Genomic DNA, 24,320 nt, shown 5'->3' on the forward strand with positions numbered 1-24,320 from the left:
TCGATATGACGCCCGGGATTGCCCCCTCTCAAGGATCCTCGCCGACATGTCCCACAGCCAATATCGCCCCGATATCGATGGGCTTCGCTCAATTGCCGTCCTGGCCGTTTTCGTCCATCACCTTAACGCCAGCCTGCTGCCCGGCGGGTTTGTTGGCGTCGACCTGTTTTTCGTCATTTCGGGATTCTTGATTACTTCACAGGTGTACGCCGAGATACGCAGCCATACCTTTTCGTTCAAACATTTTTACCAACGTCGCATCAACCGCATCCTGCCGGCGTTGGTAACGGTATTGCTGGTGACTGTGATCGCAGGAGGCTTCATCCTTTCCCCGGCCGACCTGACGCAATTGAACCTCAGTGCACTGTTCTCCCTGTTGGGTGTCTCGAACATCTACATCGCGATGAAGCATGGCAACTATTTCGCCACGGACGCCCACGAAGCCCCCTTGGTACACTCTTGGTCGCTGGGTATCGAAGAGCAGTTCTATCTGATCTGGCCATTGTTCATCCTTGGGCTTTATCGTCTCGCGCCCCGTTATGTCCTGCCTCTACTGGGCGTCGGCTTGGTGGTAGCACTGAGCGCTTCCGAATACGCCACGTCTCTCTTCCCCACAGCCTCTTACTACTTGTTACCCACGCGTTTTTTCGAGCTGATGTTGGGTGGAGCATTGGGTGTCTATCTGTCTCAACCACGCCAGCTCTACAAACAAGTGGTCGTGGTTTACGCAGCGACTGGATACGGGCTGATCATTTTTTCCCTGTTTGCCCTGAATCCCGACACTCCCTTCCCCGGGCTCATCGCCTTCATACCTTGCCTGGGCGCTGCGCTGTTGATCCTCGCTGGCCATAGTGACCGCTCCCGCTTGCTGACCAACCGCCCCATGGTGTTAATCGGCCTGATTTCCTATTCGCTTTATCTTTGGCATTGGCCGCTGATTGCTTACCTGAATTACCTGGACGTCGACATCACGCTCCCGGTGGGGATATCGCTGATGGGGGTGGCAATCTCGTTGTCCTGGTGCTCGTGGCGTTACATCGAGGTTCCTTTTCGACGGAGCGGACTGCGGCTGCCCTTTAGCCGTGTGGTGGCGCGTCGATTCCTGGCGCCAGCGCTTGGGCTGGCCGTGCTGACAGGGCTGAGCGTGCAGTTCCAGGGGTTTCCGCAACGCTTTGTGCCGCAAGTTGCCACACTTGAGGCCATGACGAAGGTCGAACCGCACAAGCTACGCAGCGGCTGCCACATGCCCAATGAGCGATCCAGCGCCGAGCCCGATCCGGATTGCCGCCTCGGTGCACACAAGGCACAACTCGACGGGATCATGGTCGGTGACTCGTTCGCCAACCATTTCACCGGCATGGTGGATATTCTGGCCGAATCCGATGACATCAGGTTGATGGACTACACCCTGGATTCCTGTCCGCCGATCTTTGGTCACACCGTAGAGGTGTCGGCGATGTATGGTGATCGTTGCATGAGGCGCAACCAGCGGGTGTTTGAGTTGATCGAGCAGAATCACTATGCCTATGTGGTATTGGCCGGGGTCTGGCCAAGGGGCGCCACAGACGGCGCTCTTGTCGAAGCGAGTATCAAACAAGTAACGGACCATGCCGGCAAGGTCATTGTGATTTTAAGCAACCAGAACATCACCCACGCCGCGACCTGCCCTGTGCGCCGCCTGATGTTCGGCGCCCATGGCTCCTGCTCGGCCCCGCTGGACATCACGGCGCCCTACTGGAGCGCGGTACGAGCCAAATTACCTCAAGTGCACTTCATCGACCCCAATCGGGTGATCTGCCCGGTGGGTCTGTGCAGCCCTATCATCGATGGACAGTTGTTGTATCGCGATGATGCACACCTGAACGATGTAGGCTCCCGCTTCATCGGCCGCACATTGCGCAACCAGGGTTTCTCGCTTCTGCAAGACCCGGTAGAACCGGGGCCGATCGCCACAATGAGATAGGAATTGGACTGGCCTCAATGGTGGTATATCCAGCACCGATGCAAGCTGGCCCACCGCAATCGCGAGCAGGCTCGCTCCCACAGGGGATTGGCGGTGGGCATGGGTGGTGTGTTTATCCCGGACCAGGGTGGGAGCGAGCCTGCTCGCGATGGAGGCAGCACAGGCAACATCAATGCAAGCTGACCCACCGTCATCGCGCCGTTCAGTGCCCTACTGCCATCTCTACCTGGGCCGGTAGCGGGGTCACGATGCTGTTCAGGTCAATGTGTTTCCACGCCGGTTTGGCGCCCAGGCGTGCATTGAATCGATAGTTGAAGGTGAAGTCGTCTTCGGTCGGTTGGTCCAGGGATTTCCCATACAGGGATTCGACTCCGGCACGGTCATAACCCATCAGCCGCAACAGCGTCGGGAAGATGTTGTAGTGGCTGGAACGGTCCTTGTTGCCGGCCCAGGCCTGCCGCCAATCGAGGGTCTGCAGGTGACTCCCTTGGATCACCACCAACGGCACCAACCCCTCCTCCTCCACCGGATCTCCGCCGCAGTGAGTGTTGAGCCCCGGGTTACCGCGTTCATGCAGGTCCTGGCCATGATCGGAGGTGTAGATCAGCACGGCATTGGCCAAGGCCGCCTGGTTGAAGATCCGTCGGAAAAACTCGCCGACATTCCACAGCAGCGTGTTCTGGTAGGCGTTGCGGTAGAGCACCCAATCATCCTTCTGGCCATTGAAACCGTCACGCCGGCCGGTGTCGGCCACGTCCTGATACTGCCCGCGCGGCAAGGCGGGGCGGTAGCTCATGAAATCGTCGGGGTATTTGTCGTGCACCGGGAAATGCGCGCCGACCTTGTTGATGACCACCAGCTCCGGTTGCCCGTCGCCCAACAGCTCGATCAATTTGTCCGCCGCCGCCATGTCGCGGTCGCGCACGCTGGTCTGATCGAATTGGACAAACACATCGATGTCCTTTTTCTCCAGATCGGTCATCAGGTTCTGCAGGTTGCCCCCCGTGCGCTGGGCGTCGATGTAGACGGTGCGCAAGCCCGCCCCCTTGGCGTATTGCCAGATCGACGGCTGGGTGCTGTTGATGCGCATGTAGTCGGCGCGGGTACCGCCATAGCGCAGGGTGACGTTGGTGTCGGCGCTGCAATTGGCAATGGACGCGGCGTAGCCGAAATTGAAAATTGCCACCCCCGACGGCGGTGTCTTGAGCCCGGTGTGCACACCCGACGACGTGTTGATATCCAAGTAGTTGCCGGAGATGCTTTCATCGATGATCAGCACTATGTCATGCCCGATCGGCGGCGTTTGCCGCACCAGCCGTACCGGTTCCCGAGGGCCGACCGTGTTGTGCAAGGCCTCGTAGGCGAACAGGTTCAAATAGGCCAGCGGGGTATACATCACCGGTAGACCACGGGCGCCCTCACCTGCCCGCACGAAGAGCACGCCGCTGAGCAACAGCACCCCCAGCAGCGGTGCGGCGATGGGGAGATAACCTGGCATCGCTAGCCGTCGGCGAGGCTGGAGGCCGATCCCCAACAGTAGCAACAGCCCGGCAAGCATCGCGTGGACGATCACCTCGCGGTACTGCCAGGCCGCCTCCTGGATAAAACCACCGGAGTACACCAGCGACACGAACTGACTGTAGGTCAGGTAACTGTCGGTCACCCGGGTGTACACCTCGAAGAACACCGCCGACGCAAACATCGCCAACGCAAACAGGTGCCGCACAAGGGTCTGGCGGATATACGCGGTCATCCACAACGCCACCACCAGTGCCACGAACATCGCGCCGAACAACACCGTCGCCAAGCCAAAACCCAGCGCCGTCAGACGGTCAAGGTAGTAGTCATACCCCCTGATCAGGTACAGCGCCAACAGCAATTCCTTGAGGTATCGGGCCATGTTTTTCTCGACGCAATCTTGACGTTGCAAAGGGCTCTGTTCCTGGACACTAGCAGCGGCTTTCCAAAGCGCAAGAAAGCCAATGAATCAAATGTGCGTCAAAAAAAAGTTAGCCCAAAAATGACACGAATACCCCCTGAAAAAACGAAAAATCTATGAATAAATACCGTTCATCGATTTTTTTGACGCGCCTTTCAGCCTTTAAAACAGGCACTTTTCCAAGACTGTCAATAACTTGATATCAAAAAGCCGGACTCTTTCTAGTTTTGCCAACAGTGACAACTGTCATTTTGCTGACACGCTTTTCTGAGGCTGCGCTATACCCCCCTAAACAGTTTCATCCGAGTTACATAAAAACGATCTTCGAGGCACGCCAGAATGGACGTGAGCGTATTTGGGACGGGGTATGTGGGGCTGATCCAGGCGGCAGCATTGGCCGACGTCGGGCATCGTGTGTTGTGCATCGACATCGACCCGAACAAGATCCGGCAACTGCAGCAAGCGGTCCCCCCGATCAGCGAACCGGGGCTCTCCGGATTGCTCGAAGACAACATCAAGGCCGGGCGCTTGTCGTTCAGCTCCCAGGCCAGCGATGCGGTCAATCATGGCGAACTCATTTTCATTGCCGTCGGCACCCCCGCCGATGAAGACGGCTCGGCAGACCTGAGCCACGTACTGGCGGTGACCCGGCAGATCGCCGACTTCATGGACAGCGATCGCACCCTGATCATCAAGTCCACCGTGCCCGTGGGTACGGCCGACAAGGTCACCGAATGCGCCCGCCAGGTGCTGGCCCGGCGCGGCCTGAAACGGTTGAACGTGCGGGTGGTGTCCAACCCCGAATTTCTCAAGGAAGGCAGCGCCCTGGCCGATTGCATGCGTCCGGACCGGATCATCGTCGGCACCGCCGATACCCTGGCCCGCGACCAGATGAGCGAGCTCTACGCGCCCTTCTGCCGCAACCACGAAAAGCTGATGTTCATGGATAACCGCAGCGCCGAGCTGACCAAGTACGCCGCCAACGCCATGCTCGCCACCCGCATCAGTTTCATAAACGAACTGGCCAACCTCACCGAACGACTGGGGGCCGACATCGAAGCGGTGCGCAAGGGTATCGGGTCTGACCCACGCATCGGTTACCACTTCATTTATCCCGGTTGCGGCTTCGGCGGATCGTGCTTCCCCAAGGACCTGCGAGCCCTGCTGCACACCGCTGAACAGAGCGGCATGCCGCTGCACCTGTTGCGCAGCGTCACCGACGTCAACGACCGCCAGCGGCACATCCTGTTCGAGAAACTCGCCAAGCAGTTTCCCGATGGCCTGGCCGGTAAATCGATTGCCGTCTGGGGCCTGGCCTTCAAGCCCAATACCGACGACATGCGCGAAGCGCCCAGCCGCTACCTGATGGAAGCGCTGTGGCGCGAAGGCGCCCGGGTCCAGGCCTACGACCCGGAAGCCATGTCTGAATGCCGGCGGCTCTACGGCTACCGTAAGGACCTGAACCTGTGTGCCACCCGTGACGATACCCTGGAAGACGCCGACGCGCTGGTGATCTGCACCGAGTGGAAGAACTTCCGCGTGGTGGATTTCGACCTGCTGGCCAGCAAACTGCGCGCCCGGGTCATCATTGACGGCCGCAACCTGTACAACCCGGAACACCTCGCTGCCGCCGGGCTGCTGTATCGCGGCATCGGGCTGCGGCACACCGTGCCGGCCGGCTCGGCACCAGGGCCGCAAGCGTGAATATCCTGGTAACCGGCGCGGCCGGTTTCATCGGCGCCCACTGCGTGCGGCGACTGCTGTGCGATGGCCATCGGGTGTGCGGGCTGGACAATTTCAACGACTACTACGACCCCCGGCTCAAGCATGACCGCATCGCCTGGGTGAAGGCTCAGGCTGGCGATTTTCCCCTGGCACGGCTGGACCTGACCGACGCCGGCGCCATCGACGAGCTGTTCCAATCGTACCGCCCGGAGGTGGTGATCCACCTCGCCGCACAGGCGGGGGTGCGCTACTCCCTGGAGAATCCAAGGGCCTACGTCGACAGCAACCTCACCGGGTTCCTGAACATCCTCGAAAGCTGCCGCCGTCATCCGGTCAGGCACCTGATCTACGCCTCCTCAAGCTCCGTGTATGGCGCTAACCCGCGCACGCCTTATTCAGAGCAGGACAATGTCGATCATCCGCTGTCGCTGTACGCGGCCAGCAAAAAAGCCAACGAACTGATGGCCCACAGCTACAGCCACCTGTTCGGCATCCCTTGCACCGGCTTGCGCTTTTTTACCGTGTATGGCCCCTGGGGGCGGCCGGACATGTCGCCGATCCAGTTCGCCCGTGCCATCGCCGAAGGTCGGGTGCTGCAGTTGTTCAACCATGGCGAGCACCAGCGTGATTTCACCTACATCGACGACATCGTCGAAAGCATCGCCCGGCTGATCGAGCGTCCGCCCCGCGTCACTGCCGCACGGGATCTGGACCCCTTGGACCCGTCCACCAGCCGCGCGCCCTGGCGCATCTACAACATCGGCGGACAGCACCCGGTGGCCCTGCGGACCTACGTCGCGCTGCTGGAAAAACACCTGGGGCTGAGCGCCCGTATCGAGCTGTTGCCCCTGCAACCGGGTGATGTGCTCAACACCTGCGCCGACGCCAGCGACCTGGCGCGGGCCACTGGTTTCCAGCCACGCATCGAACTGGACGAAGGCCTGGGCCGCTTCATCGATTGGTTCCTCGATTACTACGGGCTGCCTGCTGCCCGCCCGCCGCTCACGGCTGAACTTGCAGATGAAACTCAGAGGAGGAGTCTATGACCCGTCATGAGCAATCCCTTCCGCTCAATACCCCCGGCGACAAGCGTGTCGACCCCGAGCACCGCAGGCGTCTGGATGCAGCCATCCATCGACAAGGCCGTGGCTGGCTGACCGGCCGCGACGGCGGTCGGCCGTGGACCGTCTCGCGGACCAACCGGGTGGTCGCCTGTCTCGGCGCCTTGGTCCTGCTGGTCTTGCTCTGTCCGCTGTTGCTGGGCCTGGCCGTGCTGGTCAAGCTCTCCAGCCCCGGTCCGGTGCTGTTCGTGCAGAAGCGCACCGGCTACCGCGGCCGTGTCTTTGGCATGTACAAGTTCCGCACCATGGTCGCCAACGCCGAGGCTCTCAAGGAGTCGTTGCGCCACCTCAACAAGCACGGTGCCGACGCCATCGACTTCAAGATCGACAACGACCCGCGCATTACCCCCATCGGCCGGCTCCTGCGACGCAGCAGCCTCGACGAACTGCCGAACCTGATCAATGTGGTGACCGGCGACATGCGCCTGGTGGGCCCGCGCCCAACCTCGTTCAACGCCTATCGCTACAAGGACAACCATCTTGTGCGCCTGAGCATCTACCCCGGCCTGACCGGCCTGTGGCAGATCTCCGGGCGTAGCAATATCGACTTCGACCAGCGCGTGGAACTGGACCTCAGCTACATCGCCGAGCAGAGCCTGTTGTTGGATTTGAAGATCCTGATGATCACCCCCTTCAAAGTTTTCAGCGGCCACGGAGCGAGTTAAATGGACGGTTCAACAAATATCCTGAGCATCGCAAGCCCGAGCGAGACCAACCTGACCTCGACCGTGCTCGACCCCTCCCTGCGGATTCTGCTTCTGACGTCCGCCAACACCGGCACCGGCACCAGCACCAGTGCCATGGCACTGGCCGCTCAACTGGCGCAGATGAGCAGCGGCCGCGTACTGCTGGTGGACGCCAGCCAGTCACCGCACAACCTCAGCCAGCAACTGGGGCTGCAAAAAGAGCGCGGCTTCAGCGACCTGCTGTTCAACCACCTCACCCCGCCCCTGTTGCAGGACTGCGTGGTGCAAACCTCCAGCCTGCCCTTCGACGTGCTGCCTATCGGTCGCCTGGGGCGCAATGCCGAACGCTTCAATCCCGAACAGTTGCGCCACCTGTTCAGGCATCTGGCGGCGCAGTACCGCTTCGTGGTGATCGATGCCGACGCTGTGTATGCGGCCTCCGACACCCTGGTCATGAGCGCCCAGGTGGACGGCGTGGTGTTGGTGGTACGCGGAGAAGACACCCGCTGGGAAGTGGCCCAGGCCGCCCGCCAGCGCCTGGCCCAGGCCGGCGCGAAAGTGGTCGGCAGCGTGTTCAACCGGCGCAAGTACTACATGCCCAAGTGGCTCTACAACAACCTGTAAGCGTGCAGAAGGATGACGAGATGAACGCCAAGATGCTTGTCCTGCTGTTGCTGCCGCTTGCCGGCTGCTCCAGCACCAGCGATACCCGCTCGATGCCAGTGCAGATCATTACGGCCGCGCCGGCCAATGCCCAGGCCACCGACATGCCCAAGGTCGAACAGACCCTGCGGCCCCAGGATGTGCTCGATGTGATCTTTCACATCGGCATCACCAGTCCCCAGGCTTATCGCGTGCAGCCGGGCGACCAGGTGGCCCTGAGCTTCACGGCCGCCAGCCAGCTCAACGGCTCACAACTGGTGATGCCCGACGGCAGTATCGAACTGCCGGGGGCCAATACGTCGGTGAAAATCGCCGGCATGACCACCGACGAAGCGCGCCTGGCGGTGCAACGGGCCTACGATCAGAAAATGCTGTTCCAGCCCAATCGCAACCAGTTGACGGTGCTGGTGACCAGCCCGCTGTCTAACGAGACGAACCTGCGCAACACCTTGATCCACCCGGCCACCGGCATGAGCCGGGAAATCATCGTGGGCCGGGATGGCTACGCCAGCTTCCCGGAAATCGGCTCGGTACCGTTGCAAGGGATGACCGTCACCCAGTTGGAAACTTTCCTCAACGAGCGCTACGCCCAACTGCCCGGCCACATGACCGTGGACGTGCTGCTCAAGTCCACCGCCGGCAATGAGATCTATGTCCTCGGTGAAGTGGCCCAACCCGGTTCCTACCCGATTCGCCGGCCAATCTCCGTGCTCGAAGCACTGACCCTGGCCCGAGGTACAAACGTCAAGGCGCGGCTCGACTCGGTGGTGATCATGCGTCGCAACGGCAATCAGGTCGAAGCCCGTCACTACGACGTGGAAAAAGCCCTGAGCGGCGACGCCTCGCAGATTGCCTACCTGCAGCCGGAAGACATGCTCTTCGTGCCCAAGACCAAGCTTGCCAGCGCCGGCGAACTCGCCAGGCAACTGGCCGACGTGGTGCTGTTCCAGGGCATGGGGGTCAGCTTCGGCTACCGCCTCGACAACAAAAGCAGCAACAGCAACTGAGCCAGGTGATCGATCATGAGTCCCAAGGAAAACTACCTGCATGAGTTCTTCAGGATCTTCTTCGCCAACAAACAGTGGGTGAAGCGCATCTTCCTGGTCTTCGCCGTGATTGCCCTGGCGCTGCCATTGATGCTCAAACAGAGTTTCGATATCACCGCCCAAGTGATCGTACAGTCGAAAAAACTCTCCCAAGGCGACGCTACCACGTCGTTGAACCAGGAAAACGCCACCTTCGTTCCACCGTCCCTGGCGGACATGGAAACCGAGAGCAATATCCTGCGTTCGCCGGCGCTGATCCGGCAGACCATCAGCACCCTGCGCGACCAGGGCGAGTACAACCCCAGCCCCGGCATCTTCAACAAATGGGTGAGCGAACCGTTCAAACGCTACGTCACCACGCCGTTGCGCGAGTACGTGATCAATCCATTGCGCGATGGCCTGGGGCTGGAGGTCGATCCGGTGCGCGACACCGTGCTCGATTCGCTGACTGACGAAGCCGTCGACAACCTCAAGATCGAGACCCTGCCCGGCTCCAATGTCATTTCCATCGTCTACAGCTTCGGCGACCCACAGCAAGGCACCCGGTTCGTGGCGCAACTGCTGCAGAACTACCTCAGCGGCCGCCAGGAACTGCAATCGATCGAGTTGCCGCAAACCTTCTATGAACAGAAGAAAAGCCAATACCAGAATCGCCTCGACGGTCTGGAAGGCAATCGGCTGGCATTGCTCGAAGGCGTCGGTTCGGCTGATCCCAAGGAGGAAATCACCTTCCGCCTGAACGCCATCAACACTGAAGAGCAGGCCCTGAACCTGTACCAGGATCGCCTGCTGCAAAGCCAGCGCTGGCTCGATTACCTCAAGACCAGCCTGGCGGCGGCGAACAGCTCGAAGTTCAACGACTACACCTTTCCCTTCACCTTCACCACTACCGTGGACAACATCGCCTTCGAAGACCGGGAAATCAAACAGTTGGGTGAACAACTGACCAGCCAGGTCAGCCGCTACATGAATGACCTGGCGATCTTCCAGCCCGGCAGCGAACCGATGCTGCTGGCTCGGGAACAGATCGTGCGCACCCGCCAGCAATTTCTGAAGGTGGTGAACAACCGGATCCAGGAGCGCACTACCGACCTGGCGGTGGTCAGTTCGGTGATCAATCAGAAGGTCGAGCGCATCGCTGCGTTCAAGGGGCGCATCCACCAGTTGCAGGAAGCCCAGAGCAAGTTGCAGCAGATGGACACCGAAATCAACGCCCTGCATGCGGCGTTCTCCACCTACGCTCAACGGTTCGCCGAAGCCAGCACCGCCCGCTCGCTGGACAACGACCTGTCCAACGCCCGCGTGCTCAGCCCGCCCTTCGAACCGACCGCCGCGGCCTTCCCCAAGCCGATGCTGATCATCCCGTTCGGCCTGTTCAGCGGCCTGTTGCTGGCAATTGCCCTGGTCTACGTGCGTGAGTTCTTCGACCATCGCTTCAAGCATCCAGCGCAGATCAGCCAGCAACTGGATGTACCGGTGCTGTTGGTGATCAACGAGCAGTCTCCCGACCAGATCAACCCGCATCGCAACTGGACGCTGCCCAGCCTGGTCCATTGGGTGCGCAATTGAACGCGCCGTTCGGCCCGTCCCACCGCAGCAGCCCCCTGCCGATCATTCATTTGCTCGACAGCGGCGGCTTCTACGGGGCCGAGCGGATGCTGCTCGATCATTGCCTGGCGACCCCGGGACAGCACCAGGTGCTGTTCCTCGCGGCGCCGCCGACCTTGATCGCGCGCTTTCGCCAGGCCGGGGTCGATTGCCATCACTGTGGGAGTTGGGGCGAGCTGTTGCAGCACTTGCGCCAACGGCGCGGCGAACAACCGCTGCTCAACACCCATAACTTCAAGGGGCTGCTGTTCGGCTGGACCGCGGCCACGTTGCTGCGCCTGCCGCTGGTGATCACCCAGCACGGGTTCACGCCGCGCAGCCCGAAGCAGCGTTTCTACACCTGGTTGAGCCTGCAACTGTGCCGCACGGCGTCGGTCAAGCGCGTGGTCTGCGTCGCCGAAAGCATCGCCGTGCTGCACCGCCAGGCCAGCGTGCGGGCGGAGAAAGTCGCGGTGATCCCCAATGGCTTGCCGACACCCACGGCGCCTGTGGCTCATCGCGACGACGGCCAGCGCTGGCGGGTCGGCTACGTCGGCCGCTTGAGCAGCGAGAAAGGCCCGGACCTGTTCCTCGACGCCATGATCCCCCTGTGCCAGCGGCACCCGTCGCTGCACGCGGTGATGCTCGGCGACGGCCCGGAACGCCAGGCCCTGCTCAGACGCATCACCGATGCCGGGCTGCCCACCCGCATCGAACTGCCCGGGTACCAGACCGACATGAACGCCTGGTGGAGTCGCCTCGACGCGTTGGTGATCAGTTCGCGCACCGAAGGCACGCCGATGATTCTGCTCGAGGCCATGCAGGCCGGGGTCCCGGTGGTGGCGTTCGGCGTCGGCGGCATTCCCGATGTCGTACAGGACCGGCACAACGGTTTGCTCGCCGCACCGGCCGACAGCGCCGACCTGGCTCGGCAGATCGAGACGCTGTTCAGCGAACCGCCCCTGGCGCAGATCCTGGCCGATAACGCACGCCGCACCCAACAGGACCGCTACGACTTGCGCACGCTGGCCGAACGCTGGTCGCAGCTCTACATCCGTACGGCACGGGAGGCTCGCCCATGATTGTCCCACTCTCGATCGTCAGCCTGCTGGGGCTGGTTTGCCTGGCCTTGCTGGCCAGCCCGTATCCGTTTCTGGCGCCGGGGGCGGTGCTGGGCCTGGTGGGTGTCGCCGCGCTCTATCGCAAACCCGGCTGGGGCCTGCTGGGCATCGCTGCGCTGGTCCCGTTCGAAGGGTTGTTCAAGGACAACCCGCTCTCGGGCAGCAAATTCTTCGGCCTGGCACTGGTACTGATCCTGATGCTGCAACTGGCCCTGCAGCAGATCCCAGGCACACGCCTGCGCAGCAATATCTGGCGGCCGCTGATCGGCTTCATGATGCTGTATGGCCTGAGCCTGTACCTGTCGGACAGCCCGGAGCTGTCGATGACCCATTTGCGCGAATTGAGCGTGGGGTTGACCCTGTTCGTCATCACCCTGTTGATCGGCCGCGAACTGAACCTCGACTTGTTCTGCCGCGTGATGACGCTGAGTGTCGGCGCCACCTGCCTGCTGGCGATGTTTTCCGCCAAATATCAGGATCAGGGTCGCGCCTCGGGCCTGCTGGAAGACCCGAACGCCTTCGCCCTGCTGATCGCCTTTACCATGCCCCTGGCGTTGCTGCTGGTGGTGCGCGGACCGAACCTGCTGCAACGGTTGTTCTGGATGGGTTGTCTGGCGTTGCTGCTGGGTGGCATGACCAAGACTGAATCGCGTTCGGGGCTGGTGGTGCTCCTGCTCAGCCTGGCGATCGGGCTGTATCACTATCGCGCGCAACTGCCGCGTGTCCGTCCACGGCACCTGGGATTCGCCATGCTCGGGCTGGCGCTGCTGGTGCCGCTGGCAGTCGCCGTAATGCCGGCCGGCTACATCGCACGTATCCAGTCGTTGAGTATCCTCAGCGCCGGCGTCAATGCCTATAAGGACGAATCCCTCGGCCGGCGTGCTTCGTACATCGTGGTGGGCAGCCAGATGATCCGCGAGAACCCGGTGCTCGGCACCGGCCCCGGCACCTTCCCGCTGCACTATGCGCCCACCGGCTACGCCAAGGCGTTCTCGGCCAATCGCAAGCTGGGGGACCTGTATCGTCGGGCCCATAACACCTACCTGGAGATCTTCAGTGAAATCGGCATTCCGGGCGGGCTGATGTTCGTCGGCATGCTGGGCCTGGGCCTGTACAACCTGCTGCAGGCCCGCCGGCTCTGGCTCGCACGCCGCGACTGGGCGCAGGCGGATCTGCTGACGCACCTGGGCACGAGTTTTCTCTCGCTGATGCTGTTCCTGACGTTCCTCAGCGCGCCGAACCACAAGTTGCTATGGATCATGCTCGCCTTGACCTCCGTGTTGCGCCAGGAGGCCGAACAGGCAACGCCGAAGGAGGCGCGCCCATGAACCGGGTCAGCATCGTGATCCCGATGTACAACGAGGCCCGGCACATCGGCCGTACCTTGCGGGCGGCCCAGGAAGCCGCTCGCCAGGCACAGCTGGAGTGCGAGCTGATCGTGGTGGACAACGGCTCCGATGATCATGGGCCGCACATCGCCAACGAACTGGGCGCGCGGGTGTTGATTGTGCCGGGCGTGCACATCGGTGCCCTGCGCAACCGCGGCGCGGCGGCGGCCCATGGCGACTGGCTGGCGTTCATCGACGCCGACATCGAGATGCCGGCCAACTGGCTCAAGCTGCTGCTGGAACTGGAGGGGCACCAGGGCGATGTACTGGGCCTGGACCTCAACACGCCCCGCCAGGCCCCTTGGTTCGCCGAAGCCTGGCAGCGTCGCAGCCAGCGTCCCGGTGCCCACCGCCTGCACCGGGTACAGTGGCTGCCCAGCGCCAACCTGCTGATGCGTCGGTCGTGGTTCGAACGGGTCGGCGGCTTCGACGAAACCCTGCGCACCGGCGAGGACAAGGACTTTTCCCTGCGCCTGCGCCAGATCGACGCGCAACTGTTGCTGGTCAACGAATGCGTGGCCTTGCATTGGGGCTACGAAGGCAGTTGGCGCGAGTGGATGAGCAAGGAATTGTGGCGCCAGGGCAGTCATTTGCAATTGCTGCGCAGCCACGGTCCGAGCTTGCGCCTGCTGCGTTTCCCGGTGCTGTCCATCGCGGCCTGGGGGCTGGATGTGCTGGCGCTGGTCGCCTCGCTCCAGGGTCAGTTGCGCCTGGCGCTGATGCTGTTGCTGATCACCTCGCTGCCGCCGTTGTTCCTCAGCCTGCGCCAAAGCCGGCGCGACCCGCGCCTGACCTTGCAGCTATGGGCCTTGCACGGGGTGCGCCTGCACCTGACCGGTGCCGCGTTGTTGCTCAACCTTTGTCATTGGAACGTCAGGAGACCTGCCCGTGGCTGAATTCATTTATTGGGGCTGCCTGTTGCTGCCGGTGTATGCCTACCTCGGCTACCCGCTGATGCTGAGCCTGCTGACACCACTGTTTCCGGTCCGGCACTACGGCAAGGCGCTGCCGATGGACATCAGCATCGTCATCGCCGCCCACAACGAAGCACGGCACATCGAAGACAAATTGCGCACCTTGCTCGCCCAGGATTATCCGGCGCGCTCGCTGCAGATCATTCTCGCCAGCGACGGTTCCAGCGACGACACGGTGGCCTGCGCGCGCAAGGTAATCGACCCGCGCATCACCGTGCTCGACCTGCCCCGCCAGGGCAAGGTCGCGGCGCTCAATACCGGCGTGGCCCACAGCAGCGGCGAGATCCTGGTCTTTACCGACGCCGATAACCAATGGAGCCACGACACCCTCGGCCATTTGCTCGCCCCCTTGGGCGATCCGGAGGTCGGCGCCTGTGCCGGACACATGGAAATCCCCGTGCCGGGCCAGGGCCTGAGCCTGGGCGACAGCCTGTACCGGCACTACGAAGGCTGGCTGCGACGGCTGGAAAGCCGTACCGACTGCATGGTTTCAGCCGATGGTGCGCTGCTGGCACTGCGCCGGGAGCTGTTCGAGCCGATCCCGGCCCAGGTCAACGATGATTTCTTCCTCAGCACCTGCGCACCGGCCGCTGGCAAATCCATCGTCTATGTGCCGAAGGCCCGAGTGATCGACCAGGGCGTGGACGAGGCCGACAAGCAGTTTCGCCGGCGCCAGCGGGTCACCGTCGGAGGCCTGCAGAGCCTGGCCCAGCGCCGGGCGCTGCTCAATCCGCTGCGGCATGGTCTGTACGCCATCGGGCTGATCAGCCATAAGCTGATCCGCCGCCTGGCGCCGGTCTTGCTGCTGCCGCTGCTGCTCAGCAACCTCTGGTTGTGGAGCGACCAGGGGTTCTATCGCCTGAGCCTGGCCGCCCAAATACTCGGCTACGCCATGGCGCTGCTTGGCCTGCTGGATATGCACCACCGCTTGCCCCGGCCCTTCCGCCTGGCGGCGTTCGTGCTGGTGACGCTGGCGGGCATGAGCATCGGCCTGTGGCAGTTCCTGCGAGGCCGGCGCTACAGCCAATGGAATCCCGAGCAGAACCGCTGAGGAGGTGACCGATGTCGATCAAACAAGTCTTCAAACTCACCGGCGGCTGGCTGTACCTGAACACGGCCCTGGGCCGCGGCCCGTTGCGGGGTGCCGGCGTGATCCTGATGCTGCATCGCGTACTGAGCAACGACCGCGCCGCCGAACTGCCCCATCGCAACGAATTGTGCGTGGGGCCGGAAGCCTTCGAGCACTTGCTGATCTGGCTGCAACGGTACTTCGAATGCGTGCCCCTGATGACCTTGCTACTGGCCGACCCAGCCACCGTTCCGGACCGTCCCCGGGTCGCCCTGACCTTCGACGACGGTTGGCGCGACAACGCCATGAATGCCTTTCCCCTGCTGCGCCAATATCAGGTACCCGCCAGTATTTTCCTCTCAACCGATTTCATTGGCAGTCGCCAGCACTTCTGGTGGGAAAGCATCGGCGAAACCCTGTGGGGCAGTCACGGCCAAGTGGCGCGGCTGGCGCTGATCGAACACTTGCAACAAGCCGGACGGCCGCTGCCGGTGATGCTCGATGACCTGGACGACGAACGCCGCAGCCTGTCATTGCTGCATTATCTGCAAAGCCTCAAGACCCTCGATCCGCAAACCCTGAGCGACCTCACCGACACCTGTCCCCATGGCGCCCAGCCCCAGGCGTTGGACTGGACCCAGGTGCGCATGCTCGAAGATTCGGGCCTGGTGCGCTTCGGCCCACACGGCGCCAGCCACGCGATTCTCACCAAGCTTGACGATCAACGCCTGCATGAAGAACTGAGTCGCAGCCGGATAGCCCTGGAAAACGCCTGCGCCCAACCGTTGCCGGTGTATTGCTATCCCAATGGCGATCACGACGAGCGCGTCCGCCACCAAGTGGCGGCCCACGGTTTTTCGTTCGCCCTGGGCACCGAGGCCGGGCTCTATCGCAACGACGGCGACCCCTTGAACGTGCCGCGCTTCGGCGTCAGCCAGCGCAATGCCCTTCATCCCGAACTGCTGGCCTGGCGCATACGTCGAGGGACACGTTCATGAGCCGAGCGCATTACATCAAGCACCTGGTGCTGAGCACGGGCACGAGCCTGGCGATGATCGGCCTGCGCCTGCTGCGCAACGTGTTGCTGGCACGCATTCTGGGGCCCAGCGAACGCGGGTTGTTCGCCCTGCTCAGCACCCTGCCGGACCTGATCAGCGCCGCCACCAGCGGTGGCCTGAACTCCGCCGTGGGTTATCAGGCGGCGCAGCAGCGTTCGATGGGGCTGCTGCTCAGCCAGGTGCTGGTGTTCGGTTGCCTGTTGGCCGGGTTGTTGACCCTGTTGGTCGTGGCGCTGGCGCGGGAGTTCGGTACCGACCTGGATATCACCACCCAGTTGGGTCTGCTGGCCTGGCTGCTGTTGCTCGCCGTGCCGTTGAGCGTACTCAAGAGCGGCCTGCTGACGCTGCACAATGCCTCAGGCGGCGTGGGCGGCTTCAACGCCTTGCGCCTGATGGAATCCCTGACACCGCTGCTGTTGTTCCTGGCGTTGTTCTGGATGTGGAAGGACGCAGCCCTGGAAGCGGCGTTGATCAGCTGGCTGACGGGCTTGAGCCTGGTGGTGCTGGCCGGCTGGGTCTGGTTGCGGCGCGATCACGATGTGTCGCTGCAATGGAACCGTGCCAGCCAGGGCGAGCTGCTGCGCTACGGTGCCCGCAGCCATCCGGACCTGCTGTTCCAGCAAGTAATGCTGCGCTCGGACTACCTGTTCATCGGCGCCCTGCTGGGCAGCACCGCCCTGGGTCATTACGCCATGGCCAGCGCCGCCGCCGAGCTGCTGCTGATCGTACCGGAGGCCGTGACCACCCCGCTGATGAAACGCCTGTTGCAACAGGACCGCGACATGCAGCGCCTGACGCCCCTGGCGCTGCGCCTGACCGCCACGGTGATGCTCGGCGCCTGCCTGGCTATGGCGCTGATCGGCGAATGGTTGATCGTGATCTTGTTCGGCGTGGCCTACCAACCGGCTTACCCGGCCTTGCTGGCCTTGCTGCCAGGGCTGTTCGGACTGTGCTACGCGAGCATCCTGCGCCTGGACCTGCTGGGCAAAAACCGGCCCGGCACGGTATCGCTGCTGATGGGCGTGGGGGCGTTGTTGAACCTGGCGCTGAACGTACTGCTGATTCCCCGCTACGGCATCGTCGGCGCCGCTGCCTCGTCCTCCATCGCGTACCTGGGAGTGACCCTGGCGTTGCTGGCGATATATTGCCGTCTCAGCGGCGTGGCGCTGTGGCAGACGTTGATCATCCTGCCCAGCGACCTGTTGCCGATGCGGCAGATGCTGATGGGGAAATCGGCATGAGCTTCGTCGCCCCTCAGTCCGCCATCGCGAGCAGGCTCGCTCCCACAGGGATCTCACCGAACCGTGTGGGAGCGGGCTTGCTCGCGAAAGCGGCGGCGCGGCCTGTACAGATGCTGGATGTGACAACCCTTTCGCGAGCAAGCCCGCTCCCACAGGGGCCTGGTGTCGATCACAGTATCCGCGGCCGGTACAGATCCAGGGTGGGAGCGAGCCTGCTCGCGATGGGGTCGGCGCGGTGCTGGATAATGGCTGCATGCCTTTGGGCCCTGACACTTTCAGCCCAGGGCGCCTCCATGTCCTGGACCGGCATCCGTGATGGCAGCCTGTATCTGCAGACCGACCGGCCGGACAGCGTGACCGTGCGCTGGGTGCCGGCCTGGCAGGCCAATGCCAATTCGGAACACCTCTACCTGCTCGACGGCCAGGGGCGCCTGGTGGGGAAGCGCTTGATCAAGAAAGTCCAGGAGCGTGGCGAACAACAGTGGCCCTTGCTGCCGGGCGCCGCCAGCTATCGCCTGGAAATTCCCGGCTACAGCTTCCGTCGCTACAGCGTCGAACATGATGCGCGTACCCAGGCGCTGTTCGCACCGGCAAAGGTGCATTTCAGCGTCGAAACCCACGACGGCGATGAGTTGTATTTCAAAGTCGCCCCCGGCGAACAGGCCGTGCTGGCAGGCAAGTTCCACGGCGGCGTGCGCAGCCTGCGAGCCCGGCGCGTCGCCGACGGCAAACAGCTTCAGTTGAACCTCAAGCCGTACCCGGCCTATTGGCAGTTCGATCAAATCGCCCTGCCCGTCGCCAATGTCGAGCAAACCTGGCGTCTGCAATTGCAGGGTAACGGCAAGGCGGCATTCTGGCTGGATGGCACGGCGAACCTGTTCGCCCAGGATCCGGCGCATCTGCAACCGCTGCGCCAGGACCCGGGGCAGGCGCGCCTGAAACTCTATGGCGATGTCCTGGGAACAACCCCGAAACTGGGGGCCTACCTGCCCTACGTCGTGCCCCCGCCATCGACCTACCCGGCGATCGAAGCCCTCAAGCCCCAGGCCGCCAGTTATTACAGCCTGGTCGACATCATCGCGGACAGGCCGGACTATGAAAATAAGTTTCGGCGCCTGTACCAGGACCGCTTCGGCATTACCCAGGACGTCACCCTCCTGGCCGGTAGCGCGCGCAAGGCCGACCTGCAGGCCGACCGAGTCAGCAACAACGGTTTGCAAAACTGGCTCAAGGCGACCCAAGCCTTGGGCGGCAAAGGCATCCACTACCTCAGTTTCGCCGATGAGCCGAACCTCAACTACCCGGATTTCGCCAGCTACCAGCAGGTGTTCGAGAGCATGGTCGATCAGGTGCGCGCCACCCCCGCCAATGCCCGTACCGGTGTGCGCATTACCATACCGCCCAGTTCCCGGTTCACCAATGGTCCTTTGGCGGAAAACGCCGTTGATCGGCGTGGGATCGATTGGGCGCGACGCCTGCTGGCCAAGCACGATGACCAGATCGACGCCCTGGCCTGGCATGAATGGATGATCCGCGACCTGCTCGCTACCCGAGTGTACCGCCACAGTGTGCGTCAGGCCGCCCGTCTGGTGGGCCTGGATAATAACGGACGACCGCGCAAGGTCCTGCTGCTGGATCAGACCAACATGTCCAGCGGCTCGAGCCTGAGCCCCTACGACCAGGAAACCCACTACGCCGCCCTGTGGTGGACGTCCGTGGTCATCAACGCCTCGGCCGACGGCTGGCTGGACATGCTCAACTGGTTCATGCTCGCCGACGAACCTGAGTACCCCAAAGGCATGATGCGGCTGCTGGACAACCAGCGCTTCGAACTCAAGCCGGTGGGCCTGGCCCAGCAATTCATCCAACAACATTGGCTCAACCAGGTGCTACGCCTGGATAACGACGCCTTCGAAGTCGACGCGCTGGCCATGGCCACCGACGCGAAGCGCAGCCTGCTGGGCGTGAACAAGAGCACGCGCCCGCAACAGGTCAGCCTGGACGGCGTGCCCTGTCCCCAGGCGCAAGCGGAGCTGGTGTATTTCGGCCCCGACGACCAAAGCCGCAGCGCCCCGTTCAACTGCGAGGCCGGGCAGATCCGTTTTCTCCTGCCAGGAGAAACCGTGTTTGCCCTGGGCTGGACCGCTCCCTCTTTCCCCCCACCCGCCACCCGTCAGGAGGCACCATGAGCGTTCTGCAAGCGTTACGTGATGGCATTCAAAGAAAAGGCCTGCGCGCTGTTCTCAGACAGCTGTTCAGGCGTTACGTGTTTTTCCACACCCGACTGGTGTGGCTGGAGCACGATGTACGGACCCCACTCCCCCCGCATAACCTCAAGCCCTACCCACCGATGCGCCTGGAGTTCATCACGGTCAGCAATGCCGATGCTTTTGCCCGGCACTTCGGCAACCGCGTCGAAACCATGCGCGAGCTGGCGGCCGAAGGCTACACAGGCTTGATGTACCTGGATGCGCAGGGCGACACCGTGGGTTTCGCCTGGGCCAGTACGCGAGACTATTTCGACCGCCATTTCTATCGTTGCAATTTTCCGATCAAACCTGGTGAGTACTTTCAGTTCGGTGGCGAGGCGATCCGTGCATATTGGGGTACCCGTATATCGGCGGACATGCAGCTGGAAATGTGGAAAATCATGGCGGACAGCGGCTGCGACACCATGGTCGACGTCTGCGATCTGCAAAACACTCCGGCCATCAAGATGCACCTGCGCATGGGCTTCCAGGAGCGCGGCAAAATCACCCACGTGTACCGCCTGTTCGGTCGCTGGCGGTTTTTCCGTGACACGTTCTACCGCGGCTCGGCACTGGACGCCTTTCGTAAACCGGCCGCGCCGCTTGCATCGGCTGCGCCGGCCTGAAGTCCATGGCGATCCATCCCCATCGCGAGCACTCGCGATGGGTTCTTTCCCAATCCGCCCCCCCCGCCAGGAGGCACCATGAACGTTCTGCGAAAATTGCTTGATCGAATTCGGACAAGAGGTCTGCGCGCCGTTCTGAATCAGCTGTGCAGACACTATGTGTGTCTACACGAACAACTGGTGTGGATGGAACGCGATCTGGTCAGTCCGATACCGCCCAACCACCTCAGGCCCTATCCGCCGCTGCGCCGGGAAGTCATTACCACCGGTAATGCCGATGCCTTCGCCGCGTACTTTGGCGACCGGGTCGAGACCATGCGCGAACTGGCTGCCGAGGGCCATACCGGGTTCATGTACCTGGACGACAAAGGCGACAACGTCGCTTTCATCTGGGGCACTATACGGGACTATTTCGACCGCCATTTCTTTCGCTGCCGGTTTCCGGTCAAACCGGGTGAGTTCTTCCAGTTCGGCGCCGAGCTGTACCAGGCTTACTGGGGGACCCGGCTATCGGTGGATCTCCAGCTGGATCTGTGGAAAGCCATGGCCGAGCAGGGGTGCGACAAAGTGGTCGACGTCTTCGAGCTGCGCAACATTCCAGCCGTCAAGATGCATCTGCGCATGGACTATCAGGAGCGCGGCCAGATCACCCATATGTATTGTCTGTTCGGCCGTTGGCGGTTCTTCCGTGACACGTTTTACACCGGCTCGATCCTGGACTCCTTTCGTAAACCGGCCAAGCCGGTTCCATCCACTGCGGCGGCCTGACGTCCATGACCATTCGGTTCCAATGGTGTCGCTCCCTGGGCGCGGAGGACTTTCCTGTATCAGCTTATGAACAGCTGCGAACCCAGGTGGCCGACGCAACACCGTTCAACACCCTGGCCTGGCTGCAGGCGGCAGAGTTCGCCCTGTTGCCTGATCAGCAATTGCATGTGTTACTGGGCTGGCAAGACCAGGACTTGTCTCTGTGCCTGCCCCTGGTTTCCGAACGCGAGCGTATCGGCGGATTGCGGTTCCGGGTGTTGCATCACTTGGGTTACCCCTTGGCCGACCGCATCGCCCTGCTGGCGCGCCTGGACGCCGATGGCATGGGCCAGGCGCTGATGCAGATCCGTCAGCAAGTGCCCCATGCGATGTTGCAACTCAATGAAGTGGTTGAGCCGGTCGGCGAGCAAAGCGCCCTTAGCGCCTGGATGGCACTGAGCTCCACCGGGGAGCGGCGGCTCAGTTGCCGGGTTCCGGTGCACTTGATCAGCGACAGCGATCATCAGGAAGTCTCTGGCGACCCACGCTACAAGCTGCGCCGGGCGCGCAAGCGGATCGCCGCGTGCGGTGCCGAAATCCGCCGGGTGACGCCGGACGCCATCAGCATGGGGCAACTGTTGCGGGCGCTTGCCGATGTCGAGGCCGCCAGTTGGAAAGGCGAGGAAGGTGTCGGCATCTTCTCCGACCCCAGGCGTCGGCAATGGATGAACCACGCCTTCACCGCCCTCGCCGCCCAGGGCCTGGTGCGGGTGGTGCTGCTGGAACTGAATGGCGAATGCATCAGCTATCGCCTCGGCCTGCTGGACCAAGGCCGCTTGTACGATTACAACCTGGCGTTCCTGCCGCAGCACGCCGACCTGGGCAGTGGCCGGGTATTGCTCGAAGAGTGGATTCGCTGGGGGCTGGACGAAAACTGGCGATGGATCGATGCGTCACGGGTCAGCCTCAATAATTCCAGCCATCAATTGCACGAACGCATGACCGGACAACTGGAGCACTGGCGTTGGAGTTTTTATTCCTGGCAACCCGATGGCCTGATCCTCGGGTTCGCCTTACGACTCTGGAAAAGTCTTAAACCCTGGCTTCCCAAACCCTCGTCCAAAAAAACCACCGCGACAGAGCCCCCCTCTATCCCCAAGGAACAGGAGGTCGCACATGCCCCGCCACGTGATCATTAACGCTGACGACTTCGGGTTGTGCCTCAGCGAAAACGCGACAATCGTTCGAGCCTTCGAAGCAGGGCTGATCAGTTCTGCCACCATCATGGCCAATATGCCGGGTTTCAAACAGGCGTGTGTAATGGCCCGGCAGCCCCGCCTCGAAGGGCGCATCGGCCTGCATTTCAATCTCAGCCATGGTCAGCCGTTGAGCCAGGCCATAAAGTCGCGCCCCGCGTTATGCGATGAGAATGGCCGGTTCAACTTCAGCCTGTCACGCTATTGCCTGCATCTGGGCGCAAAGGACCGCGCCGCAATACAGGACGAACTACAGGCCCAATGGCAATGCTGCCTGGATCACGGATTGCGCCCAAGCCACCTCGACTCCCATCAGCACGTACATAACATCTGGCCCATCGGAGAGTTGGTGGCGCGCTTCGCTGCGCAGCAACAGGTGCCCATTCGCTTGGCGCGCAACCTCGGAGCAAACCTGAATGTACCCAAGCGCATCTTCAAGACCCTGCTCAACCGCCGTCTGCGTCGTTTATGCGGCGCGACGGCCGACTACGTCTGCGTGCCAGCCGACTTGCTGCATGCCGCAGCACCGGACGATGGTTTGCTGGAAGTGATTGTTCACCCAATGCAACTGAACGGTGACTTCGGCGACGCCTACCTGCCCCCTGGCTGCTCGTTGACCCAGGTGCTGGGTCAGTGCCTGGCGGGGGTGCCGAAGGTGGGGTATGGCAAGACTGAGCGGACGCTTGAGCTGTTGCAGGTCGAGGATGCGTAGTGCGCCCTGTGCCATAGAGGCTTGATCGTTCGTATGCCAGGACAGCGGTCCGAAAAACCCTCCGTTGCTCCAGCGAATCTGTTAAAAGGCAGTTTTGTCTTGCGCGGTGAATAACTCGATGCCTTCCTCTTTACTTCCACGCCGTCGGCGGCGCTGGCTCGCCTATCTGTGCATGGCTGCGATGCTGGTCGGCTTGCCGGTGGGCTGTGCGGTGTTACAGCACAAGGAGCGGGAGCTGGTCTTTCGCATCGAGCCGGGGACGGCGAGCTGGTTCAGCGGCCTTCCGAGCAGCGTGCAGGAGTTCGACCTCAAGCCCAAAAGCTTCAAGGCCGGGGAAAATATCCACGGCTGGTGGTGGCCGGCCGAACGCAAGAACGCGCCGGCGATCCTGTATTTGCATGGGGTGCGCTGGAACCTGACTGGCCAGTTGTTTCGCATCCAGCAGTTGCACGCCCTGGGCTTTTCGGTGCTGGCGATCGATTACCGTGGCTTCGGCAAGAGCCATGGCGACCTGCCGTCCGAGGCCAGCGTCTACGAGGATGCGCGGATCGCCTGGGAGCGGTTTGAAGTGCTGCAACCGGACCCGGCTCTGCGGCTGATCTACGGTCACTCCCTGGGCGGCGCCGTCGCGGTGGACCTCGCCGCCGAACTGGGCCAGAAGGCCGAGAAAGAGGGTAGCGTCGTGCCGGCCCGAGGCCTGGTCATCGAATCCACGTTCACCTCACTGGGCGATGTGGCGACCGCCATGGCGGATACCTCCCTGCCCGTGCGCTGGTTGCTGTCGCAGAAGTTCGACTCCATCGACAAGATTCCCGAAATCAACATGCCGCTGCTGGTGGTGCATGGCGCGGCGGACAACTACGTTGCGCCGCGTTTCAGCGAGCAACTGTTCAAGGCGGCCCATGAGCCGAAGCACCTGCTGCTGGTGCCTGGGGGAACCCACAACAACAGCATGAGCCTGGCCGGCAAGAGCTATCGGCAGGCGCTGGATACCCTGGTGAAAGCCCGGCCAACCCCCATGGCCGGAGGCCCCCAGGCAAGCAAGGTCAAGGCAGGCTGATGACATTGCTGTAACCCTGGCTGTGGAGTTAGCCTGCTGGTTCGATGTTGGATGGGCTGACGTCATCGCGAGCAGGCTCGCTCCCACAG

The 24,320-nt window shown here is 62.3% G+C and carries 20 protein-coding genes; 19 read left to right on the forward strand and 1 reads right to left on the reverse strand.

The window, feature by feature from the left end:
* Window positions 1–46: 46 nt before the first annotated feature.
* Window positions 47–1,963, forward strand: a complete 1,917-nt coding sequence (locus tag FBY02_RS21105) for an acyltransferase family protein (RefSeq protein WP_144930105.1) — start codon at window positions 47–49, stop codon at window positions 1,961–1,963.
* 202 nt (window positions 1,964–2,165) lie between these two features.
* On the opposite strand, the gene FBY02_RS21110 is transcribed toward FBY02_RS21105, so the two are convergent.
* On the reverse strand, window positions 2,166–3,863 hold the full coding sequence (locus FBY02_RS21110; protein ID WP_144930134.1) for a sulfatase-like hydrolase/transferase: 1,698 nt from the start codon (window positions 3,861–3,863) through the stop codon (window positions 2,166–2,168).
* A 378-nt stretch (window positions 3,864–4,241) separates the two neighbouring features.
* Between FBY02_RS21110 and FBY02_RS21115 the strand changes: the two genes are divergently transcribed.
* From FBY02_RS21115 to FBY02_RS21200, 18 genes are all read left to right on the forward strand, one after another.
* Window positions 4,242–5,606, forward strand: a complete 1,365-nt coding sequence (locus FBY02_RS21115; RefSeq protein ID WP_144930106.1) for a UDP-glucose/GDP-mannose dehydrogenase family protein — start codon at window positions 4,242–4,244, stop codon at window positions 5,604–5,606.
* Window positions 5,603–6,673, forward strand: coding sequence for an NAD-dependent epimerase (locus FBY02_RS21120; RefSeq protein WP_144930107.1), 1,071 nt, complete (start codon window positions 5,603–5,605; stop codon window positions 6,671–6,673). Before FBY02_RS21115 ends, FBY02_RS21120 begins: the two co-directional genes overlap by 4 nt.
* Window positions 6,670–7,413 (forward strand): sugar transferase, encoded by a 744-nt coding sequence (locus FBY02_RS21125; protein ID WP_144930108.1) that lies wholly within the window; start codon window positions 6,670–6,672, stop codon window positions 7,411–7,413. The genes FBY02_RS21120 and FBY02_RS21125 overlap by 4 nt, the downstream gene beginning before the upstream one ends.
* On the forward strand, window positions 7,414–8,058 hold the full coding sequence (locus FBY02_RS21130; protein ID WP_144930109.1) for a CpsD/CapB family tyrosine-protein kinase: 645 nt from the start codon (window positions 7,414–7,416) through the stop codon (window positions 8,056–8,058).
* 20 nt (window positions 8,059–8,078) lie between these two features.
* Complete coding sequence (locus FBY02_RS21135; RefSeq protein WP_144930110.1) at window positions 8,079–9,104, forward strand: polysaccharide biosynthesis/export family protein; 1,026 nt, start codon at window positions 8,079–8,081, stop codon at window positions 9,102–9,104.
* A gap of 15 nt (window positions 9,105–9,119) precedes the next feature.
* Window positions 9,120–10,712: a Wzz/FepE/Etk N-terminal domain-containing protein gene (locus FBY02_RS21140; RefSeq protein WP_144930111.1), complete on the forward strand. Its 1,593-nt coding sequence runs from the start codon at window positions 9,120–9,122 to the stop codon at window positions 10,710–10,712.
* On the forward strand, window positions 10,709–11,812 hold the full coding sequence (locus tag FBY02_RS21145) for a glycosyltransferase family 4 protein (RefSeq protein WP_144930112.1): 1,104 nt from the start codon (window positions 10,709–10,711) through the stop codon (window positions 11,810–11,812). The genes FBY02_RS21140 and FBY02_RS21145 overlap by 4 nt, the downstream gene beginning before the upstream one ends.
* Entirely contained in the window at window positions 11,809–13,179 is a 1,371-nt protein-coding gene (locus FBY02_RS21150; protein WP_144930113.1) for an O-antigen ligase, read from the forward strand. Before FBY02_RS21145 ends, FBY02_RS21150 begins: the two co-directional genes overlap by 4 nt.
* Entirely contained in the window at window positions 13,176–14,135 is a 960-nt protein-coding gene (locus FBY02_RS21155) for a glycosyltransferase (RefSeq protein ID WP_144930114.1), read from the forward strand. Before FBY02_RS21150 ends, FBY02_RS21155 begins: the two co-directional genes overlap by 4 nt.
* A complete protein-coding gene (locus FBY02_RS21160) occupies window positions 14,128–15,264 on the forward strand; it encodes a glycosyltransferase family 2 protein (protein ID WP_144930115.1) in 1,137 nt (378 codons plus the stop codon). Before FBY02_RS21155 ends, FBY02_RS21160 begins: the two co-directional genes overlap by 8 nt.
* 11 nt (window positions 15,265–15,275) lie before the next feature.
* Entirely contained in the window at window positions 15,276–16,280 is a 1,005-nt protein-coding gene (locus tag FBY02_RS21165; RefSeq protein ID WP_144930116.1) for a polysaccharide deacetylase family protein, read from the forward strand.
* Window positions 16,277–17,581 carry a lipopolysaccharide biosynthesis protein gene (locus FBY02_RS21170; RefSeq protein WP_144930117.1) on the forward strand — a complete coding sequence of 435 codons (1,305 nt, stop codon included), beginning with the start codon at window positions 16,277–16,279 and terminating at the stop codon, window positions 17,579–17,581. The genes FBY02_RS21165 and FBY02_RS21170 overlap by 4 nt, the downstream gene beginning before the upstream one ends.
* Before the next feature lie 245 nt (window positions 17,582–17,826).
* Window positions 17,827–19,770: a hypothetical protein gene (locus FBY02_RS21175; protein ID WP_144930118.1), complete on the forward strand. Its 1,944-nt coding sequence runs from the start codon at window positions 17,827–17,829 to the stop codon at window positions 19,768–19,770.
* Window positions 19,767–20,456, forward strand: a complete 690-nt coding sequence (locus FBY02_RS21180; RefSeq protein WP_144930119.1) for a GNAT family N-acetyltransferase — start codon at window positions 19,767–19,769, stop codon at window positions 20,454–20,456. Before FBY02_RS21175 ends, FBY02_RS21180 begins: the two co-directional genes overlap by 4 nt.
* A gap of 78 nt (window positions 20,457–20,534) precedes the next feature.
* Window positions 20,535–21,224, forward strand: coding sequence for an N-acetyltransferase (locus FBY02_RS21185; RefSeq protein WP_144930120.1), 690 nt, complete (start codon window positions 20,535–20,537; stop codon window positions 21,222–21,224).
* A 5-nt stretch (window positions 21,225–21,229) separates the two neighbouring features.
* Window positions 21,230–22,402 carry a GNAT family N-acetyltransferase gene (locus tag FBY02_RS21190; RefSeq protein WP_144930121.1) on the forward strand — a complete coding sequence of 391 codons (1,173 nt, stop codon included), beginning with the start codon at window positions 21,230–21,232 and terminating at the stop codon, window positions 22,400–22,402.
* Complete coding sequence (locus FBY02_RS21195) at window positions 22,380–23,171, forward strand: ChbG/HpnK family deacetylase (protein ID WP_144930122.1); 792 nt, start codon at window positions 22,380–22,382, stop codon at window positions 23,169–23,171. The genes FBY02_RS21190 and FBY02_RS21195 overlap by 23 nt, the downstream gene beginning before the upstream one ends.
* Before the next feature lie 118 nt (window positions 23,172–23,289).
* Window positions 23,290–24,231, forward strand: a complete 942-nt coding sequence (locus FBY02_RS21200) for an alpha/beta hydrolase (RefSeq protein ID WP_144930123.1) — start codon at window positions 23,290–23,292, stop codon at window positions 24,229–24,231.
* The last annotated feature ends 89 nt before the right edge of the window (window positions 24,232–24,320 follow it).

It is taken from the genome of Pseudomonas sp. SJZ078, assembly GCF_007828255.1.
GTDB lineage: Bacteria > Pseudomonadota > Gammaproteobacteria > Pseudomonadales > Pseudomonadaceae > Aquipseudomonas.

What these genes read in the sequence shown, in the direction of transcription:
- FBY02_RS21105 (WP_144930105.1), top strand. Translation starts at nt 47, where the DNA reads ATGTCCCACAGCCAATATCGCCCCGATATCGATGGGCTTCGCTCAATT.
- FBY02_RS21110 (WP_144930134.1), bottom strand. Translation starts at nt 3,863, where the DNA reads ATGGCCCGATACCTCAAGGAATTGCTGTTGGCGCTGTACCTGATCAGG.
- FBY02_RS21115 (WP_144930106.1), top strand. Translation starts at nt 4,242, where the DNA reads ATGGACGTGAGCGTATTTGGGACGGGGTATGTGGGGCTGATCCAGGCG.
- FBY02_RS21125 (WP_144930108.1), top strand. Translation starts at nt 6,670, where the DNA reads ATGACCCGTCATGAGCAATCCCTTCCGCTCAATACCCCCGGCGACAAG.
- FBY02_RS21130 (WP_144930109.1), top strand. Translation starts at nt 7,414, where the DNA reads ATGGACGGTTCAACAAATATCCTGAGCATCGCAAGCCCGAGCGAGACC.
- FBY02_RS21135 (WP_144930110.1), top strand. Translation starts at nt 8,079, where the DNA reads ATGAACGCCAAGATGCTTGTCCTGCTGTTGCTGCCGCTTGCCGGCTGC.
- FBY02_RS21140 (WP_144930111.1), top strand. Translation starts at nt 9,120, where the DNA reads ATGAGTCCCAAGGAAAACTACCTGCATGAGTTCTTCAGGATCTTCTTC.
- FBY02_RS21150 (WP_144930113.1), top strand. Translation starts at nt 11,809, where the DNA reads ATGATTGTCCCACTCTCGATCGTCAGCCTGCTGGGGCTGGTTTGCCTG.
- FBY02_RS21155 (WP_144930114.1), top strand. Translation starts at nt 13,176, where the DNA reads ATGAACCGGGTCAGCATCGTGATCCCGATGTACAACGAGGCCCGGCAC.
- FBY02_RS21165 (WP_144930116.1), top strand. Translation starts at nt 15,276, where the DNA reads ATGTCGATCAAACAAGTCTTCAAACTCACCGGCGGCTGGCTGTACCTG.
- FBY02_RS21170 (WP_144930117.1), top strand. Translation starts at nt 16,277, where the DNA reads ATGAGCCGAGCGCATTACATCAAGCACCTGGTGCTGAGCACGGGCACG.
- FBY02_RS21175 (WP_144930118.1), top strand. Translation starts at nt 17,827, where the DNA reads ATGGCTGCATGCCTTTGGGCCCTGACACTTTCAGCCCAGGGCGCCTCC.
- FBY02_RS21180 (WP_144930119.1), top strand. Translation starts at nt 19,767, where the DNA reads ATGAGCGTTCTGCAAGCGTTACGTGATGGCATTCAAAGAAAAGGCCTG.
- FBY02_RS21185 (WP_144930120.1), top strand. Translation starts at nt 20,535, where the DNA reads ATGAACGTTCTGCGAAAATTGCTTGATCGAATTCGGACAAGAGGTCTG.
- FBY02_RS21190 (WP_144930121.1), top strand. Translation starts at nt 21,230, where the DNA reads ATGACCATTCGGTTCCAATGGTGTCGCTCCCTGGGCGCGGAGGACTTT.
- FBY02_RS21195 (WP_144930122.1), top strand. Translation starts at nt 22,380, where the DNA reads ATGCCCCGCCACGTGATCATTAACGCTGACGACTTCGGGTTGTGCCTC.
- FBY02_RS21200 (WP_144930123.1), top strand. Translation starts at nt 23,290, where the DNA reads ATGCCTTCCTCTTTACTTCCACGCCGTCGGCGGCGCTGGCTCGCCTAT.